The 17695-nt window shown below is 35.5% G+C and carries 18 protein-coding genes and 1 pseudogene; 9 read left to right on the top strand and 10 right to left on the bottom strand.

Annotation, left to right across the window (positions count from 1 at the left end; genetic code table 11):
- Positions 1-32 precede the first annotated feature (32 nt).
- The gene (locus NQ185_RS05450) at positions 33-317 is read right to left on the bottom strand and encodes a hypothetical protein (protein WP_257580564.1); all 285 of its coding nucleotides are present in this window, start codon (positions 315-317) and stop codon (positions 33-35) included.
- 100 nt (positions 318-417) lie between these two features.
- Positions 418-513: a YjcZ family sporulation protein gene (locus tag NQ185_RS05445; RefSeq protein ID WP_257580563.1), complete on the bottom strand. Its 96-nt coding sequence runs from the start codon at positions 511-513 to the stop codon at positions 418-420.
- A gap of 266 nt (positions 514-779) precedes the next feature.
- Here NQ185_RS05445 and NQ185_RS05440 point away from each other — a divergent pair, with 266 nt between their 5' ends.
- Positions 780-2075 carry a prolyl oligopeptidase family serine peptidase gene (locus NQ185_RS05440; RefSeq protein WP_257580561.1) on the top strand — a complete coding sequence of 432 codons (1296 nt, stop codon included), beginning with the start codon at positions 780-782 and terminating at the stop codon, positions 2073-2075.
- A gap of 39 nt (positions 2076-2114) precedes the next feature.
- On the opposite strand, the gene NQ185_RS05435 is transcribed toward NQ185_RS05440, so the two are convergent.
- Positions 2115-2393 carry a hypothetical protein gene (locus NQ185_RS05435; protein ID WP_257580560.1) on the bottom strand — a complete coding sequence of 93 codons (279 nt, stop codon included), beginning with the start codon at positions 2391-2393 and terminating at the stop codon, positions 2115-2117.
- A 119-nt stretch (positions 2394-2512) separates the two neighbouring features.
- Between NQ185_RS05435 and NQ185_RS05430 the strand changes: the two genes are divergently transcribed.
- Complete coding sequence (locus tag NQ185_RS05430) at positions 2513-3439, top strand: dipeptidase (RefSeq protein ID WP_257580559.1); 927 nt, start codon at positions 2513-2515, stop codon at positions 3437-3439.
- A 49-nt stretch (positions 3440-3488) separates the two neighbouring features.
- Here NQ185_RS05430 and NQ185_RS05425 read toward each other — a convergent pair whose 3' ends face one another.
- Positions 3489-5582 (bottom strand): DNA topoisomerase III, encoded by a 2094-nt coding sequence (locus tag NQ185_RS05425; RefSeq protein ID WP_257580557.1) that lies wholly within the window; start codon positions 5580-5582, stop codon positions 3489-3491.
- A 228-nt stretch (positions 5583-5810) separates the two neighbouring features.
- Between NQ185_RS05425 and NQ185_RS20135 the strand changes: the two are divergent.
- Positions 5811-5888 (top strand): annotated as a pseudogene (locus NQ185_RS20135) (YjcZ family sporulation protein); the annotation flags it as partial.
- A 69-nt stretch (positions 5889-5957) separates the two neighbouring features.
- Here the strand turns inward: NQ185_RS20135 and NQ185_RS05415 are convergent.
- On the bottom strand, positions 5958-7094 hold the full coding sequence (locus NQ185_RS05415; RefSeq protein ID WP_257580555.1) for an ATP-binding protein: 1137 nt from the start codon (positions 7092-7094) through the stop codon (positions 5958-5960).
- A gap of 440 nt (positions 7095-7534) precedes the next feature.
- On the opposite strand from NQ185_RS05415, the gene NQ185_RS05410 reads away from it, so the two are divergent.
- The 3 genes from NQ185_RS05410 (at position 7535) to fumC (ending at position 11504) form a co-directional block, all read left to right on the top strand.
- The gene (locus NQ185_RS05410; protein ID WP_257580554.1) at positions 7535-7696 is read left to right on the top strand and encodes a hypothetical protein; all 162 of its coding nucleotides are present in this window, start codon (positions 7535-7537) and stop codon (positions 7694-7696) included.
- A gap of 247 nt (positions 7697-7943) precedes the next feature.
- Positions 7944-10016, top strand: coding sequence for a transglycosylase domain-containing protein (locus NQ185_RS05405; protein WP_257580621.1), 2073 nt, complete (start codon positions 7944-7946; stop codon positions 10014-10016).
- 105 nt (positions 10017-10121) lie between these two features.
- A complete protein-coding gene (gene fumC / locus NQ185_RS05400; RefSeq protein ID WP_257580553.1) occupies positions 10122-11504 on the top strand; it encodes a class II fumarate hydratase in 1383 nt (460 codons plus the stop codon).
- Between the two features lie 298 nt (positions 11505-11802).
- Here the strand turns inward: fumC and NQ185_RS05395 are convergent, their stop codons facing one another.
- The 5 genes from NQ185_RS05395 to NQ185_RS05375 form a co-directional block, all read right to left on the bottom strand.
- Positions 11803-12006: an alpha/beta-type small acid-soluble spore protein gene (locus tag NQ185_RS05395; RefSeq protein ID WP_257580552.1), complete on the bottom strand. Its 204-nt coding sequence runs from the start codon at positions 12004-12006 to the stop codon at positions 11803-11805.
- Positions 12007-12268: 262 nt separating this feature from the next.
- Positions 12269-13369, bottom strand: coding sequence for an ABC transporter ATP-binding protein (locus tag NQ185_RS05390; protein ID WP_257580551.1), 1101 nt, complete (start codon positions 13367-13369; stop codon positions 12269-12271).
- Positions 13370-13482: 113 nt separating this feature from the next.
- Positions 13483-14373, bottom strand: coding sequence for a PucR family transcriptional regulator (locus NQ185_RS05385; RefSeq protein WP_257580550.1), 891 nt, complete (start codon positions 14371-14373; stop codon positions 13483-13485).
- A 70-nt stretch (positions 14374-14443) separates the two neighbouring features.
- Positions 14444-14638 (bottom strand): hypothetical protein, encoded by a 195-nt coding sequence (locus NQ185_RS05380; RefSeq protein ID WP_257580549.1) that lies wholly within the window; start codon positions 14636-14638, stop codon positions 14444-14446.
- Between the two features lie 82 nt (positions 14639-14720).
- Positions 14721-14933 (bottom strand): DUF5342 family protein, encoded by a 213-nt coding sequence (locus tag NQ185_RS05375; RefSeq protein ID WP_257580548.1) that lies wholly within the window; start codon positions 14931-14933, stop codon positions 14721-14723.
- A gap of 141 nt (positions 14934-15074) precedes the next feature.
- Here NQ185_RS05375 and NQ185_RS05370 point away from each other — a divergent pair, with 141 nt between their 5' ends.
- From NQ185_RS05370 to NQ185_RS05360, 3 genes are all read left to right on the top strand, one after another.
- A complete protein-coding gene (locus tag NQ185_RS05370; protein ID WP_257580547.1) occupies positions 15075-16214 on the top strand; it encodes a DUF445 domain-containing protein in 1140 nt (379 codons plus the stop codon).
- A 36-nt stretch (positions 16215-16250) separates the two neighbouring features.
- Positions 16251-16604: a YlbF/YmcA family competence regulator gene (locus NQ185_RS05365; RefSeq protein ID WP_257580546.1), complete on the top strand. Its 354-nt coding sequence runs from the start codon at positions 16251-16253 to the stop codon at positions 16602-16604.
- 126 nt (positions 16605-16730) lie between these two features.
- Positions 16731-17597 (top strand): Cof-type HAD-IIB family hydrolase, encoded by an 867-nt coding sequence (locus NQ185_RS05360; protein WP_257580545.1) that lies wholly within the window; start codon positions 16731-16733, stop codon positions 17595-17597.
- Positions 17598-17695 lie beyond the last annotated feature (98 nt).

Here is a 17695-nt window from a genome sequence, read left to right as displayed (position 1 = left end):
TGAATAATGCATACTCTTTTCTCAGATATGCATTATTCTTTTTTTTGTTTTCTATAGGCATCTATAGAAGTTTTTAACCCTGCGTACACTCCGACAGCAGCATTGCCATAGAAAAAACCCATAAAAACAGCTGCCCAAAAATTATATTTATGAGCAATGAATATAGAAAATATGAGACCGAGAACAGTGGCAATAGTTGGTACTAAAAATCGTGGTACCCGAAGGGAAATCTTGATTATTTGTGTAACGATGACTACTAGTGGGACAGCAATAACCGCGTCCCAAAAGTTTGTATGAATAATTGGAAAATGTTCCATCTATACCACACCTTTTTCTTTTTTTATAGCATTTCCAAATCATTATTAATGATGAGAACAAAATTAAAAGAGCGTCATAAGACGCTCCCCGGTTCGAACCTTAGTAAACGAATGCCGTACCGACGATGATGAGTAGAATGAATAATACTACAATTAAAGCAAAATTCATATTCATTCCTCCATGGTGTTCACTCATATATGGCACCTCCTTAAAGGTTCATAATGCATTTTATGTAAAAAGATAACAATACGTATAGGACAATGTGTAATTTGAAAAAAAACGGCGCGTGTAATACTGTTAAATCTTATTTATAGCAAAAGATGTTATACGAATGATAACAAAAAATAGGAATAACGACCGATCCCAATTTCTGAAAAATAAGTATAGTATGAAAATACATCAAGTTTAAATAATCACATTTACATGGATTTCCTAAATTTAAGAAATGAGGGATGAGAAGAGTGAGAATTTTTAATAAGACATTAGGATTGTTTACTGTTGTACTTATGATGAATTTCATAATAGGGACAAGCAGTGAAGCGAGTTCACAAAATCCTAAAATTAAGTTTGGGCAGATTGAAAGGGTTGACTTAATTACAGATGTACTACCTGATGGAGAGAAGGTTGTTGCTATATCGATCGAGTATAAGAATGAAATTGAAAATGAATCATTATCAACTGCAACTTATGAAGTAAATGGGCTTCATGGTGAAAATGCTGCAAAAAGAAACATAACAAAAGTTTATGCCAATTCAACTCCTGAACTTAGTAGTCAAGGGAAAAGTGGAAAGTACGTCATTATTGAATTAGATATAAATGACACTAGCGCAGGGACTTTATTTTATGATTTTAGGACTGGCATTAATACAAGGCTCTCCCTTGAATATACGGTTTCGCAGGTAAAAGATATTAAAACGGTCATTGGTAATAATGTTCCTACAACACCTAATGTACTCAAAAATTCAGGTGAAGTTAATTTAGTCATAGATGAGTTTTCTGAAGAGGTCATTCATGATGTGAACGGTAACTTCTTAAATTATCGTCTTTTCGAACCTGCAAATACGAGGGAAATGCAACCATTAGTTCTATTTCTTCATGGAGCGGGCGAAAGGGGAGTAAGCAATGATGTTCAGTTGTTAGCAAATAGAGGTGCTATTAGCTGGGCAGACCCTGAGCAGCAAACAAAAAATTCTTCTTATGTGGTTGCACCACAGGCTGCTATAGGGGATTGGTGGACGAGTGAGACGAACCTAAATCTTATAATCGATCTTATTGAAACATTGAAAAAAAATTATCCTATTGACCCGGATCGTATTTATATTACAGGAATTTCAATGGGTGGTATGGGAACATGGTCACTCATACAAAGCCATCCCGAGCTATTTGCAGCAGCCATTCCAGTTTGTGGGATAGGCGATGTGAATCTGGCTGGAAATTTGGTAAATCTGCCGATATGGGTGACACATTCAGCTGATGATACAACTGTTCCTGTAACTGGCTCAAGAAATATGGTCAATGCTATAGAAGCTGCTGGAGGAAAAGCAGTCAGGGCTGAATATGCCGGAAACTTAAGTCTGGATGCTGCTAATGAAGCTGCTCAACAATTACTAGATACAGCAAAGGAAAACGCCAGTCACACCCTGTATTCCGAATTTATTGCAGGAACAACTCCTATTAATGGACATTTTGCCTGGGTTCCTACCTATGAAAATGACGTAATGAAAACATGGCTTTTTTCAAATGTTAAAGAAAGGTAAAAATTTTGCTACCCCAGTATTTTTCTGAGGTAGCTTCTTTTATCCTGATTTCATAACTACGATAGATACAATTACAACAATACCAAAGGAAACATAACCAGCAATTCTAACGGGATGTTTTTTATCCTTATCAAAAGATTCGAAAACCCTCGTTGTAATATCTAAAAAAAGTAATGTGGCGATTCCGATAAAAATCCCCATCCAAACAGATTTACCAAAGGCATTAAATAAATTTAAAAGTTTTGAAACAAAAATAATCCAAACGAAACCAAGTAAACCATTTAAGATTACCGAATACATCATTAATAAAATTTTCATCCTCACAACCTCCATTCTATATAATACCATCATTTAATAAAGGGGAGATAATAGAAGGGAATTAAAGCTTTCGTGTAGAATAAAGAAGGAAATACATTTGGAAAAGCTAGGTGGGACCTATGTATATTATTGATTTACATTGTGATGTACTTTATAAGATATGGGAGAGTAAGGGAGTATTAAGGTTTAATGATTCTACCGAACTGGATGCGAATAAGGTCCGTTTAAAAAGAGGACAAGTAAAGGTTCAATGCTTTGCCATTTTTATTCCTCCCGAATTGAAAAGCGAGGAGAAATTTCAGGCAGCTCTTGATCAAATAGATTATTTTTATTCTCAAGTTTTAGAAAATAATTCTGATATCGTTCATATTAAAAACTGGGAAGATCTTGCTTATTTACAACCTCATGAAATTGGTGCAATTCTTACACTAGAAGGAGTAGACTGTATAGGAAACGATTTGCATAAGCTAAGCATATTATTTCATTTGGGGGTTCGTTCAGTCGGTTTGACATGGAATTTTGCTAATCTTGCCGCAGATGGGGTTTGGGAACGACGAGGAGCGGGGCTAACGTCATTTGGAATAGAGATTGTTAAATTTAATAATAAAAATAAGGTGTTTACTGACGTTTCCCATTTAAGTGAAAAAGGTTTTTGGGACGTGATGGATCTCGCTGATTTTCCATTTGCAAGCCATTCAAATTCAAAAGCAATCTGTGATCATCCGAGAAACTTATCTGATGAACAAGCAAAAGCTCTATTGAAAAAAAGCGGGCTGATTCATGTTGTATATCATCCTCCTTTTGTAACCCAAAATAATACTGCATATATATCGGATTTGATTCGCCATATTGATCATTTTTGTTCATTAGGGGGAGTGAAGCAGATTGGTATCGGATCCGATTTTGACGGGATCGAAACACATATCGTTGATCTTGAGAATGCATCCAAACACCAAAATCTAATAAATGAATTGCTGAAATATTATGCGCCAGATCAAGTTAAAGGATTTGCCGGAGAGAACTTTCTTCGCCATCTTCCAAACTAATTTGAAAAAAGAAGAATCCAGATTCAACATTTGAATCTGGATTCACAATTTAGTCGTTATCCTTCATTGCCGCCTTTAACGCATCGGCCAAACTATTTCCGAATGTTTCTTCTCCGGAATATTTCTTTAGTAATTGACGTTCCTCTTTTTTGCTTACGCTCTTATTCTTTTGATCAGCTTTTTCAACAAGATTGCATCGACGGCACTGAAAATAGGCTCCTGCTTTTCCGGAATGAATTTCCATTTTCTTATGGCACTGAGGACATCTCCTGTTGGAAACTTTCGGATCCTTCCGCTTTCGGAAATTACATTCCCGATTTGAACATACAAGGATACGTCCATCACGCCCTTTCGTTTCCTTCATGAGTGTTCCGCATTCAGGGCATTTCGAGCCTGTTAAATTATGTGCTTTATATTTTTTATCGCTTTTCTTAATTTCTGAAACGAGGTGAGTCGTCTGATTTCGAATATTTTGTAAAAAAGCCTCTGGTTTGCCGCTTCCTCTTGCGATTGCTTCTAAATCAGCTTCCCATTTCGCAGTAAGCTCAGGTGACTTTAGCTCATCATTCACTAATTCTATCAATTGCTTTCCTTTTGGGGTTGGATGTAAACGGTTGTTTTGGCGATCAATTGTTTCAGAACTGAGAAGTTTTTCGATAATATCCGCTCTAGTCGCAGGGGTTCCAAGCCCGTATTTTTCCATTTTCGAAAGCAAATCAGCTTCTGTATATCGTAGGGGCGGTTCAGTCAATTTTTTATCTTTATTAACATTGTTGACTGTGAATTCTTGCCCTTTTCGCAAGTCGGTAAGTCGCTGTGCATGATGATTTTCTTCGTCGCCTTTTCCTGTAACAGCTTTAAAGCCCAAATCATTAATGCTGGATTCAGTCGTTGAAAAGGTTTCTTCTCCAATTTTGAAAGACACATGTATTGTTTCATATCGATATAAGGGATAAAATAATGCCAAAAACCTTCGGACTATTATGTCATATAGTTTTCGTTCATCCGATGATAAATTTGCCATTATTGGTCGCTCATCAGTCGGAATTATGGCATGATGATCCGTCACCTTCTCATTATTGAACACTTTTCTAGCCAAAACTTTGCCTTTATTTTGAATAGCAGGTTTGCATTCTTCTTTATAAGAATTTTGCAATGCTTGTACGCGGCCGTGCATTGTACTTTCCATATCTGTCGTTAAATAACGTGAATCTGTTCTCGGATACGTAACAATTTTATGTTGTTCATATAAAGCTTGAAGAACATTCGATGTCTTTTTGGCTGAAAAACCAAATCGCCGATTAGCATCTCGTTGCAATTCTGTTAAATCATAGGGGAGTGGTTGTTGTTCACTTTTTTCCTTTTTATCAACAGAAGTAATGATGGCCTGTTGACCCATTACATTTTGTAATATTTCGTTTGCTCTCTGCTCATTGAAAAGTCTTTTTTCATTATGTTGATGCCATGATGCTGTCATTAGTCCAATTTTTGCTTGGATCGTCCAATATTCCTTTGGGATGAATGCTTGTATTTCTTTTTCTCTTTCTAAAATCATTGAGAGGGTAGGAGTTTGAACACGCCCAGCCGATAATGGGTCATCATATTTTGTTGTAAGTGCTCTCGTAACATTCAATCCAATGAGCCAATCGGCTTCAGCTCTACAAACAGCTGATTCGTAAAGAGCATCGTATTGTTTAGCCGGCTTCAAATGAGTAAAGCCGTCTTTAATTGCTCTATCTGTTTGTGACGATATCCAAAGTCTTTTAACAGGTTTTTTCCAGCGGATTTTTTCAAGTATCCATCTAGCAACAAGTTCTCCTTCACGCCCCGCGTCTGTTGCAATAATAAGCTCCTTTAAATCGTTGCGTTTTGCTAGATGTTCTATCCCTTTAAATTGCGAAGCTGTTTGCCGTATAATTTTTAATTCCATTTTTTTAGGAAGGATTGGCAAGTCATCCATATTCCAATTTTTAAACTTCGTGTCATAATCCTCAGGCATCTTTAATTCAATTAAATGCCCAAGAGCCCAAGTCACGATATATTTTGGACCTTCAATATAATGTTTTTGTTTATTTGTACAACCAAGTACGCGGGCAAGATCACGAGCTACACTTGGCTTTTCGGCTAAAACTAATGATTTCATATAAGGCCGTACCCCTTTCAAACAATTAACTACATTAGTTATCATTATAACTAAAAGTTCGGAATGAGTAAAAAATCCACTTTTTTTGAAAACGTCCATACACATTTTGGATTCATGAATAGACTATTGTGCAAGAGTGATTTTACTCACTTGAATTAGGAGGTGAGGCAGATGTTCGGATGGGGCGGCTATGGAGGCTGCGGCTACGGCGGCTATGGCGGAGGTTTTGGCGCTGCTGGTGGTTTCGCGTTGATCGTAGTATTGTTTATCTTATTAATCATTGTAGGAGCAGCTTGGTTCTATTAAACAAAGCTTAATAAAAACACCATTTGGAGAATGGAAATATAGAGCGGAGGGGTTTAATTTCCCTCCGCTCTAGTCTTGCATAGTATTTTGCTTTTCAACTTCTTGATTTTTTGCCGGTGGCAGTTTTATTGTGAATGTTGTCCACTCATCATCTGAGGTACAAGATAGTTTTCCATTATGTTTTTCGATAATTTCTTTACAAACGAATAAACCAAGTCCCGTCCCTGTCTTTTTTGTTGTTACAAAAGGATTAAAAATTGTATTTAATAATGGCTCAGGAATTTTTGGACCTGTATTTGAGGTTTGTAAAACGATGGATTCGTCATCAGTCTTAAACCCTTTAATTTTAATAACGGAAGCCTTCATCTGTTCAGATAATACATCAATAGCATTAAAAATAATATTAATTAAAACTTGTTTTATTTCTTCTATGTATCCGTTTACGTATAAATTGTCCTCAAGCTCTCTTTCTAATTCCACATTAGCTTCAAGAAGTCTTGGGTAGATAAAAGATGCAATTTGATCAAGTAAATCATTTAATGAAAATAATGTAATTTCATGGTTAAGGACTTCTTTCCTTGATAACATTAAAAATTGGGTAATCCTAAACTTTAATTGCTCCAACTCATTTAAAATAATATCCATATATGGCAGTTCCGGATTTTCTGAACGCAATAATTGCACAAAACCATGGATGGTCGTTAATGGATTTCTAAATTCATGTACAAAGCTTGATGTCATTTGCCCTAATAATGTTAATCTTTCCTCATGATTTTCCTCGGTTAATTGCTTTGTTTCATCTTTTATTTCGTTATAAAAATTAGTAATGTTAAATAAAAATTGATCAATGATATCTGAAAATTTGATATAAATAGGTTTGACGTCTTCCCAATTTGCACGATATTGAGCAATTTCAATAAGTGATTCATTTTTTATGATGTTAGCATTATAAATTATATAGCTAATATTTGAAGTTTTATATATTTTTTTTGCCTCAGCATTTTCAGCAGTCAACATTAAATAAGATTCAAGATTTTTTTTAGGTAAAGAAAAGGCGTGGAGCATAACTTTAAATAATAATTGACCGCCTTTAATCATTGCTTCACGGTCATGCTCAGGAACGATGATTTTTTCTTTCCAGCGTTCAAAAATACTTTCTTGTCTTGATTCCATATAGGAAATAATATCTAATTTAAGCTGATCCATCACTTCACCTCAATTCTATTATACCAATATATTCCCAAAAATCTATCTAGTGGCAAAAATGTATATATTTAGCTTATTATTTGTTTTATAAAATTTGTAAATGAAAGAATTATTTGTTATCTCTCTTTATTATCGCCAATTTATTGAATTAGTAAAGATTCTTTTTGATTTATAAAAAGTATTTTTTTAAAAATATACAAAATAGTTCTTTTTCAGTGGGATACACATCCGAAAATCCACGAATATAGGCCTATACATTTATTTGAATTCGTAGTTTATAATAATATCTATAAATAGTGATATTTCTCTTTATGTCTTCCATATTACCAATTTTCAGACAAGTTCTGTACATAATATGGCTATATACATCGAGAGCCGTTAACGCCTCTAAATATAGATTATTGCTTCAAAACATTAAATATTATAATGGGGTGAAGTATATGCATGGAGAAATTGTTAAAAAGCAAATGACCCACCCAGTTGTACGGAAATGCATGCAACATTTGGATGTGATCGAAGCGAATGACAAAACGAAACAAATTGTGTATATGTATTTGAAAGCAATGGACGATGAAATCAATAAATTAAAAAAAGAAATGTAATTTTATTTACTGGGAACAGTCTTAGAACGCCATAATAACGGCGATTTTCTAAGATTGTTTTTTTTGTAATTAAAATTTCAAAATTAGTCTTTAATTTTTCTAGGGAAAAAATAAAGATTAGTCTTTAATTTTTCTACGAAAAAAATAAAGATTAGTCTTTAATTTTTCTACGAAAAAAATAAAGATTAGTCTTTAAAAAACGTATATTATATAATAGTTGCAAGGTGGCGAAAGTGGTGAGTTTATGATGAAATATCTTGTATTAGTAAAAGAAGCGATTTGGAAATTTTGGAAAAGAGCTCATCTTAACCAAATTATCATCTTGCTTTTATCATTATCCATCCTATTTGTTATGGGTTATTTTGCGTATTTAGCAAGTGCCGCAAATGTTGAATCATTAAAGCAAGGTCTTTCTCAATCGACTATTATTTATGATAAAGATGGGGACGAAGCGAGTAAAATATCAGCGAATAGGATTGAAGGTGTATCCATTGATAAAGTCCCAAAGAATTTGCAAAATGCGATTATAGCAATAGAAGATCATCGCTTCAAAGAACATAAAGGTTTTGATGTGAAAGGGATTTTTCGAGCGGTATTTTTAAACCTAAAAGCAGGAAGAATCAGTGCGGGCGGGAGTACGATTACACAACAATTAACAAAGGTAGCACTTTTATCACCTGAGCGCACATATAAAAGAAAATTAGAAGAAGTATTCTTGGCAGTTGAAATGGAGAAGACATTTTCAAAAGATGAGATTTTGGAAATGTATATGAACCAAGTATATTTTGGGAGCGGAGCATGGGGAGTACAAAATGCATCAAAGAAATATTTTGGGAAAGATGTAGAACAAATTACATTAAGTGAGGCAGCGATGCTTGCAGGGATTATAAATCGACCTTCAGCATTAGATCCTTACAAAAATTATGAAGGTGCAACGAAACGACGAGATGTTGTTCTAGGTCAAATGAAAAACTTTAACTTTATCTCAGATCAACAGTATAAAGAAGCGATTGCTGAAAAGATAGTACTTAATAATAAAGGTGGAGATCCTTTAAAAGGGAAATATCCTTATTATGTCGATGCAGTGATTAATGAAGCAATTAATCTATATGGTTACACTCAAGATGAACTTTTAACGAGAGGTTATAAAATATACACCGAAATGGATCAAAATCTCCAATCTTCCTTGGAAAAAGTTTTTCAGAATGATTCTCTTTTTCCAGTAAGCAGTGATGGGACATTGGCTCAAAGTGGATCGGTTCTTCTTGATCCAGCCTCGGGTGGTTTAAGAGCACTTGTAGGCGGGAGAGGGGAGCATACATTTCGGGCTTATAACAGGGCCACGCAATTAACGGCACAACCAGGATCCGTCATGAAACCATTAGCTGTCTATACTCCTGCATTAGAGAATGGCTATACAGCGCACGCAAAACTTAAAGATGAAGAAGATTTGTCATATGATGGCTACCAGCCAAAAAACTATAACCACCAATATCTTGGCGAGGTTCCAATGTACGAAGCTGTCGAAGATTCATTAAATGTTCCTGCAGTATGGCTGTTGAATGAGATTGGTCTTAATAAAGGCATTGATTCTGTTGCAAGATTTGGACTTCCCCTTCAGGATGATGATAAATATTTAAGTCTTGCTCTTGGGGGAACAAAAACGGGATATTCTCCAAAACAAATGGCGGAAGCATATGCGGTATTTGCAAACGGTGGGCAGAGGGTGCAAAGTCATATTATTACTAAGATTGTTGGACCTACCGGTAACGTAGAAGTTGAAGTGAAACCTAAAAAAACAAGGGTTACGGACCGAAAGACGGCTGAAGAAATGACATCGATGTTGTTGAATGTTGTCGAATCAGGGACGGGGAGAAACGCACAAATTAACGGATACACAATTGCCGGTAAAACGGGATCAACACAGCTCCCATTTACAGATATAACCGAAGGAACAAAAGACCAATGGTTTGTTGGGTACACCCCCAACTTGGTCGGAGCGGTTTGGCTAGGTTATGATATTACTGATAGAACACATTATCTAAAAGGTAAAAGTGGGGATACAGTAGTACCGATATTCCGCGCCATAATGAGCGGAGCCCTTCCATATGTCGAAAAAGTAAGTTTTGACACAAAATCAATAAATGACCATCTTAAACAGCAACAAGAGGACAAATCAATTAAAGAAAAACTTAATGATTTTGATGAAAAAATGATAAAAGAAGCTGAGAAGTGGAAAGAAAAGCTCGAAAAAGGCAAAGGTAATCTTAAGAAGTTTGAAGAAAAATTGAAGGGCATATTTAAAAAATTTGGAAATTAGGGGCCGGACATCGGACCCTGATTTTTTATATGTTAGTGGATGAAAATTCTTACTAATTATGAGAAAATAGAAATTGTGTAAATGAGAAATAGGAGGACTATACATATGGAATATCGCATTGAAAAAGATACAATAGGTGAAATAAAAGTACCCCAAGACAAATATTGGGGAGCACAAACACAAAGAAGTAAAGAAAATTTTAAAATCGGCAACGAGAAAATGCCAATTGAAGTCATTAGAGCGTTTGCTCAATTAAAGAAAGCAGCAGCTGTTGCCAACAATAAACTAGGGAAATTATCAGCTGCTAAAACATCTGCTATTTCAGGGGCATGTGATGAAGTATTGGCAGGTAAATTTAATGACCATTTTCCACTTGTAGTATGGCAAACAGGAAGTGGTACACAATCAAATATGAATGTGAATGAAGTTGTGGCAAGACGTGGAAATGAACTGTTAAAAGAACAAGGTTCTGATGAAAAAATCCATCCGAACGATGATATTAATATGTCACAAAGTTCGAATGATACATTTCCAACTGCTATGCATGTAGCTGCCTATGACGATATAAGCAATCGATTATTACCTGCGATTGATCAGTTGAAGCAAACACTTCTAAAAAAAGAAGAAGCTTATATGAATATTATCAAAATCGGCCGTACCCATTTGCAAGATGCTACACCGATTACCCTTGGACAAGAAATAAGCGGTTGGCGCGCTATGTTGGATAAAAGTGAAAAAATGATCAAAGAAAGTGCGGAGCATTTACTTAACCTTGCCATCGGTGGAACCGCTGTCGGTACTGGTATTAATGCTGATCCTAAATTTGGAGATATGGTTGCAGACCAGCTTAAAGAACAAACAGGATATTCATTTGTTTCATCTGATAATAAATTCCATGCTCTTACAAGTCATGATGAAATTGTATACGTTCACGGTGCATTAAAAGGATTAGCTGCTGATTTAACAAAAGTTGCCAATGATGTCCGCTGGTTGGCAAGTGGACCAAGAAGTGGAATTGGCGAAATTTCCATTCCTGCAAATGAGCCTGGTAGTTCTATCATGCCTGGCAAGGTAAATCCAACGCAAAGTGAAGCGTTGACGATGGTTGCAGTCCAAGTATTTGGAAATGATGCAGCTATTGGGTTTGGTGCTAGCCAAGGTAACTTTGAGCTTAATGTTTATAAACCAGTAATCATCTATAATTTCTTGCAATCTGTTCATTTGCTCGCGGATGGAATGATTTCATTTGATGTTAACTGTGTACAAGGACTTGAACCGAATGTAGGCGTTATTGAAGAAAATGTAAATCGCTCATTAATGCTTGTTACGGCTTTGAATCCTTACATTGGATATGAAAAAGCCGCAGAGATTGCAAAGCTTGCATTTAAAGAAGGTTCAACTTTAAAAGAGGCTGCAATTAAAACGGGGTATGTAACAGAAGAACAATACGATGAATGGATTGTACCTAGTAAAATGGTGAATCTGTAGGAAAAGCGAAAGCACCTTGCTCATCGACGTACAGGCCCGCAGGATGCGGGTCCGTCGACGTCGCCACAGGACGTGGCGGTTTTAGTCGACGTTCCTCTTTTGGCCTTTGACTGAGATAAAGGAAACACGACGAGGGACGAGTTAGTGAAATTGGCACTTCAAATTTCACCTGATGTTAACTTATCGTAGGAAAAAGACAAGAAGTTTGCTAGTTGATAGGTGCTAGAGCTAGACAAGAAATACAATAAACTGCCCCCGGGTTACACCGAGGGCTTTTCCATTATTATTAAATTATGTGTTAGTGAGAAGAAAAACCGCCAAGCTGTTGTTCAGCCATTTGTACTAAACGCTTAGTAATTTCCCCACCAACGGATCCGTTAGCACGTGAAGTTGTATCCGCACCAAGGTTTACTCCAAATTCAGATGCGATTTCAAATTTCATTTGATCAATAGCTTGTTGTGCACCTGGAGCTACAAGTTGGTTTGAATTGCTGTTAGCCATTTGTGTCATCTCCTTGTTGTGAAATATAGTATTGGTTGGGTTAGCCGGAATTGCACCGGCGCACAATAACTGTGCCATCTTAGTTAACCCATCGGTAAATGATCCGTTTGTATTTTGTATTATGATTTTTTTTACATTAAAATATGCGTGCATCTCTAAGGGAATTTTCACCAATAAAATTATTTTTCTAAAAATAGTATGCTTTCCTTTACATTAAAAAACCCCTGCCTAATTTTAGGCAGGGGTTTGATATATAAGGATATTAGCGAATTCTTTGTTCAGTTGTAATATCAAAGAAATGAGCTTTGTTCATATCAAAAGCAAGGTCGATTGTTTGGCCAGGCTCTACAATTGTTCTTGCGTCAATTCTTGAAATGAAGTCTGTATTACCGATTGCAGCATATAACATTGTTTCCGCACCAGTAAGCTCAGCAACATCAATCTTAACGTTAATTTTTGTTCCTTGAGAAGCTTCGATGAATGCAGGCTCATCATGAATATCTTCAGGACGGACACCAAGAACTAGTTCTTTTCCTACATATCCTTGATCGCGAAGCATTTTCAATTTGCCTTCAGGTACAGCAACTTTAACTTTATTTTCAACTAAGAAACCATCAGCTTCCAATTTTCCGTTAAAGAAGTTCATTGCAGGTGAACCCATGAAGCCACCAACGAAAATGTTAACCGGATTTTCGTATACTTCTTTAGGAGTACCAACTTGTTGGATAACTCCGTCTTTCATAACAACGATACGGCTTGCCATCGTCATTGCTTCTGTTTGGTCATGCGTTACGTAAATAGTAGTCGTTTGTAGTCTTTGGTGAAGCTTTGCGATTTCAGCACGCATTTGTACACGAAGCTTAGCATCAAGGTTAGAAAGCGGCTCGTCCATCAAGAATACTTTAGCATCACGAACGATTGCACGTCCAAGAGCAACACGTTGGCGCTGACCACCGGAAAGAGCTTTTGGTTTACGATCTAAGAAGTTTTCTAGGCCAAGAATTTTTGCAGCTTCGTTTACACGTTCTTCAATTTCTTTTTTCGGCATTTTACGAAGTTTCAATCCAAAAGCCATATTATCATAAACACTCATATGTGGATAAAGAGCGTAGTTTTGGAACACCATCGCGATGTCGCGGTCTTTAGGTGCAACGTCGTTTACTCTTTTATCATCAATATAGAAATCACCTTGTGTAATTTCTTCTAGTCCAGCGATCATACGTAGTGTAGTTGATTTACCACAACCAGATGGACCTACGAATACGATAAATTCTTTGTCTTTAACATGAAGATTGAAATCTTCAACAGCTGTAACTTTGTTATCATATACTTTATAAATACTATCTAAGCGCAACTCTGCCATTTATAATTCCCCCTAAAAGTAGTAATGTATTTAATTCATAGTTTACAGAATACGCTTTCAATTGGCTATGGACAGGGTGCACAAAAAAAAAGATAGATTTTTGGCAGGATGCATTAAATATCGTCAATATGCAAACAAGCTAAATACGCAAAAAACGCTCCGTGGAATGATTTAATATCAATTCCTGTTTTTTCAATAAATTTATCAACTCGATATTGTAAGCTATTTCGATGCATAAATAGCTGTTTTGCGGTTAATGTGGCATTTGATTGATTTTCAATATAAGTCTTTATTGTTTCTGCTAATTCAATATCATCCTTTAAAAGGGTATGTACATCAGCAAACAAAATTCTACCTTCTGAATGTGGAATTAAACGATATAAGTATAATGGAATTAATTTTTCACGAGTGAAAATTCTTTCTTCAGGATGTTCTGATAATGACAATTCCAACATGGATTGCTCTAACGAAAATAACGATTTCAATGAGAGATTTGTTTCCTGAAAGCGACCGATATAAAAATGAATTTTAAAGAAAAAATCACTTTCAAAAGCTTGAATGGCAGAAAAAAGTTCTTCCTCAGTAATGGATATATTACTTTGTTCTTCGATAATAACCCCTTGATTTCTATTAAAAGGTACGATGGTCACTTCATTTGAGAATAAACTTTTCATTGCTTCTTCCCATTCACAAAAAAGAAATTCGTCACGAATATCTGAAATTGAGAAATGGATAAATCTAATATTTTCAGTATATGTAGCTGGCAGTTGACCATCATTTTTCAAAAACTCACGCCATTCCTTGGCAATAATAGAAAGAGGAGGCAGTTCATCCGTTTCTGCCGGAAATAAGGCACGCAATATAGTTTTTTCTTTTTCGGAAACTTCATCATTCAGTATGCCAATATAGTTATTATCGCTTCTTAACCAAAAATAATTAGAATCAACTATTGGTTTACTGGCCGATATCGCATTTGGATATAATTGTAATAATCGATTGAACATAGTGTCGCCTCTTTATATAAATTTTAGAATAGGGAAGGGCTGACAATAAAGCCAGCCCACCATGGTTCTACTAAATTTCTTTTGGTTCATCTTCTGGGAAAAAATCAATGGCTTCCTCAATGTTAGTAGAATCGGCCCGCATATGAACGGATCCACCGGACATCCCTTCGTTTACCATCCTGTCTACGTCAACATACATTTGATCTCTTCCTTCAAATTGCGTGTCAGGTAAAAATTGGTGTTCTTTTTTATTATCTTTACTCATTTTCCATCAGCCTCCTTACGAATAGTTTGGAAGCAAGATGTATGGTACATTCATTTTAATGTTTGGTAAATATTGTGTAAAATTATTGATCATACACATGATAAATCATTAAATCATGTATATGTTTTTCTAAATTCATAATATCCGTTTCATCGGGTGATTTGGATTGCCAATCAATGCTGCCATCTGAATGATAAATCCCTTTGTATTTAACTTGTTGATAATAAAAAGAAAATACCCAGCCTGGAAGCGTTTTTTCGTCAAAAAGTGTGCGGAACTGGAAATGTTGAAGCATAATTTCACCTCCTATTTATTGTAGCAAAAAAATCACCATTTGTTTTATAAAATAAGAATCCTTTTTGTATCCCAAATCGTAATAGTATGTTATATTTTAACAGTTTTCACTTCACACGTGATTCATGAGAGGATGATATAGATGCAAAACGGAATATGGTTAATATTATTTATGGTTTTTATTGGAGCTGCCATTGGTGGTTTTACAAATTTTTTAGCAATCAGAATGTTATTTCGTCCATATAAAACATTTTTCATCGGAAAACGGCAACTACCTTTTACTCCAGGGTTAATTCCAAAACGGCAAAATGAACTAGCAGCCCAAATAGGGAAATTGGTTGTAAGTCATTTAGTAACACCTGAAAGCATACAAAAAAAGTTGTCAGAAGAAACATTTAAAAATGATATGGAAACTTGGTTTACGGGAAAACTTAAGAGTTTTTTGAAAAAGGGAATAACATTAGAGCAGCTATTAGAAAAATTCCATATTGGGAATCCGCTTGGAAAAGTTAATTCATTTATTGACAAAAAAATTGAAAAAAAATATGTATCAATAAAACAAGAATTTTGGCAAAGGGAAATACATGACATCATGCCAGAAGAATTGATAGGAAGCATACATGAAAAGATACCTGTTGCTGCGGATCAAATTATTCAAAAAACAAGCGAATATTTTTCCAGTCCTGAAGGCAAGGACAAAATAAAAACAATGATTGAAGATTTTCTAAAAGGTCGCGGAAGACTTTGGAACATGATTCAAATGTTTATTGGAAACGATTCTTTGGCTGAAAAAGTGCAGCCTGAAATCATAAAATTTTTAAATAGTGCTGGCACAAAAGCAATGCTAATAAATGTCATTGAGTCTGAATGGAATAAAATACAAAACAAACCATTAGGTGAAATGCTAAACCAATTGGAAGATGAGAAATTATTGCTTTATATAAAAAGGTTTGTTAAGGATACTGTCCAATCGGAAAAATTCCTTAAGCAGGATATTTCTGAACTCATATTACCATTTAGAGACACTCTTGAAGAAACCCTTGCCCCACGCATATTGGAGTCAGCAGGGATTTATATAGCCCAGCGTTCGGGTGAAATTATAGAAAGATTTCAAGTGGAGGCTATTATAAGAGAACAAATCGAATCATTTTCCTTGCCGCGTCTGGAAGAACTTGTTATCTCAATCGCGAAAAAGGAATTGGTTATGATCACGTACTTGGGAGCGATTCTCGGTGGTGCAATTGGCCTAATTCAAGGAATCATTGTTTGGTTAACGTCGTAATATGATAATATTGCAGAGAAAGGAGGTTTTACCCTTATGGCTACAAATTTGTATGATTATGCCTACGAGCTTGAAAAAGCTTTGAGAAACAGCAGTGAGTTTCAAAATTTGAAAAGTATGTATGACGCCGTTGAAAATGATGCAGTTGCAAAATCTATGTTTGATGCTTTTCGAAATGTACAAATGCAGCTTCAACAAAAGCAAATGGAAGGGCGGGATATTACGGAGGATGAAGTAATGGAAGCCCAGGAAATTGCCAACCGAGTCCAAGGAAATGAAAAAGTGACAAGGTTAATGGAAGCTGAACAAAGAATGAGTATGGCGATCAATGAATTAAATAAAATCATTATGAAACCACTTGATGAATTATATGGATCTATGAATGGATAAGAAAAAGCGGCGCTTTCTAAGGGAAGTGCCGTTTTCGCTTTCTTTGATAACCATGTTCTATCCTCAAATCAAAGTACATAAATATAAGATAGAAATGTTATATCTTGCACGATAAGGGGGGACACCATGGTTTATAAAATGCTTGTATTAAACATTGACGGTACATTATTACAGGATAATGGCCGCATAAATAAAATGACACGTGAAGCAATTGATTTTGCACAGTCAAAAGACATTAAAGTCATATTAGCCACATCCAAAAACTTCCCGGCCGCGAAAAGGGTGGCTAAAACATTAAAAGTTGATAACCACATCGTTTCGCACCAAGGTGGATATATCGCAAAGGAATTAAATAAGCCTGTATATGTAAATAGGATACATGAAAAAATTACTAGTGAAATAACTACATTTCTTGAATCATTTTCATGCCAAATTAAGCTTGTGCATGAACAATTCTCATTAGGGAATAAAGTGAAGTTGCCGGAAAATATATTAGCAAAGGTTGTATTTCAAAGAACGAGCCGCTTTTCATATTCTGAGCAATACGTTGATCATCTTAGTGAAAAACTACAAGAGGAGCCGGTATCACCTCCTAAAATAGAAGCTATTTTTGAAAACAAAGGAAATTTATCTGATGCAAAAAAAGCGATTGAAGAAATGTATGATGAGGTTATCTGTATAGAAGTTGGTGATAAGAGGCTTGACATTGTTGCAGCTGGAGTCTCAAAGTTAAATGGAGTCAAATACTTATGTGAACAATATGGTATTAAAAGAGACGAGGTTGTGGCAATTGGTGCTGGAATTGATGACCTTCCCCTTGTGCAATGGGCTGGTCTGGGAGTCGCGATGGGAAATGCACCAGCAATAGTTCGTTCCGAAGCAAATTGGAACACAAGAACAAATAATGACAACGGTGTGGCATATATGGTAAAAGAACATTTTCGCAAGCAATATAAACTTGAATTTTTGAAGAAAATCAATGTATTAAAATAAACTTTTATGAAAGCTCTCCAATGTGAGAGCTTTTTTTGCTTCATCTTCCATCCTACTGACTATTGATGTATAATAATAGGAACGTACATTCGATGAGT

It is taken from the genome of Lederbergia panacisoli (genome assembly GCF_024626525.1).
Classification (GTDB): Bacteria; Bacillota; Bacilli; order Bacillales; family Bacillaceae_C; genus Lederbergia; species Lederbergia panacisoli.
The sequence above is the reverse complement of the archived record's forward strand: the minus strand, read 5'-3'. Positions and strand labels throughout refer to the sequence as shown.

Bases quoted from the DNA above. Each gene is read 5' to 3' on its own strand.
- NQ185_RS05450 (WP_257580564.1), bottom strand. From the start codon at position 317: ATGGAACATTTTCCAATTATTCATACAAACTTTTGGGACGCGGTTATT.
- NQ185_RS05445 (WP_257580563.1), bottom strand. From the start codon at position 513: ATGAGTGAACACCATGGAGGAATGAATATGAATTTTGCTTTAATTGTA.
- NQ185_RS05435 (WP_257580560.1), bottom strand. From the start codon at position 2,393: ATGAAAATTTTATTAATGATGTATTCGGTAATCTTAAATGGTTTACTT.
- NQ185_RS05430 (WP_257580559.1), top strand. From the start codon at position 2,513: ATGTATATTATTGATTTACATTGTGATGTACTTTATAAGATATGGGAG.
- NQ185_RS05425 (WP_257580557.1), bottom strand. From the start codon at position 5,582: ATGAAATCATTAGTTTTAGCCGAAAAGCCAAGTGTAGCTCGTGATCTT.
- NQ185_RS05415 (WP_257580555.1), bottom strand. From the start codon at position 7,094: ATGGATCAGCTTAAATTAGATATTATTTCCTATATGGAATCAAGACAA.
- NQ185_RS05410 (WP_257580554.1), top strand. From the start codon at position 7,535: ATGCATGGAGAAATTGTTAAAAAGCAAATGACCCACCCAGTTGTACGG.
- NQ185_RS05405 (WP_257580621.1), top strand. From the start codon at position 7,944: ATGAAATATCTTGTATTAGTAAAAGAAGCGATTTGGAAATTTTGGAAA.
- fumC (WP_257580553.1), top strand. From the start codon at position 10,122: ATGGAATATCGCATTGAAAAAGATACAATAGGTGAAATAAAAGTACCC.
- NQ185_RS05395 (WP_257580552.1), bottom strand. From the start codon at position 12,006: ATGGCTAACAGCAATTCAAACCAACTTGTAGCTCCAGGTGCACAACAA.
- NQ185_RS05390 (WP_257580551.1), bottom strand. From the start codon at position 13,369: ATGGCAGAGTTGCGCTTAGATAGTATTTATAAAGTATATGATAACAAA.
- NQ185_RS05385 (WP_257580550.1), bottom strand. From the start codon at position 14,373: ATGTTCAATCGATTATTACAATTATATCCAAATGCGATATCGGCCAGT.
- NQ185_RS05380 (WP_257580549.1), bottom strand. From the start codon at position 14,638: ATGAGTAAAGATAATAAAAAAGAACACCAATTTTTACCTGACACGCAA.
- NQ185_RS05375 (WP_257580548.1), bottom strand. From the start codon at position 14,933: ATGCTTCAACATTTCCAGTTCCGCACACTTTTTGACGAAAAAACGCTT.
- NQ185_RS05370 (WP_257580547.1), top strand. From the start codon at position 15,075: ATGCAAAACGGAATATGGTTAATATTATTTATGGTTTTTATTGGAGCT.
- NQ185_RS05365 (WP_257580546.1), top strand. From the start codon at position 16,251: ATGGCTACAAATTTGTATGATTATGCCTACGAGCTTGAAAAAGCTTTG.
- NQ185_RS05360 (WP_257580545.1), top strand. From the start codon at position 16,731: ATGGTTTATAAAATGCTTGTATTAAACATTGACGGTACATTATTACAG.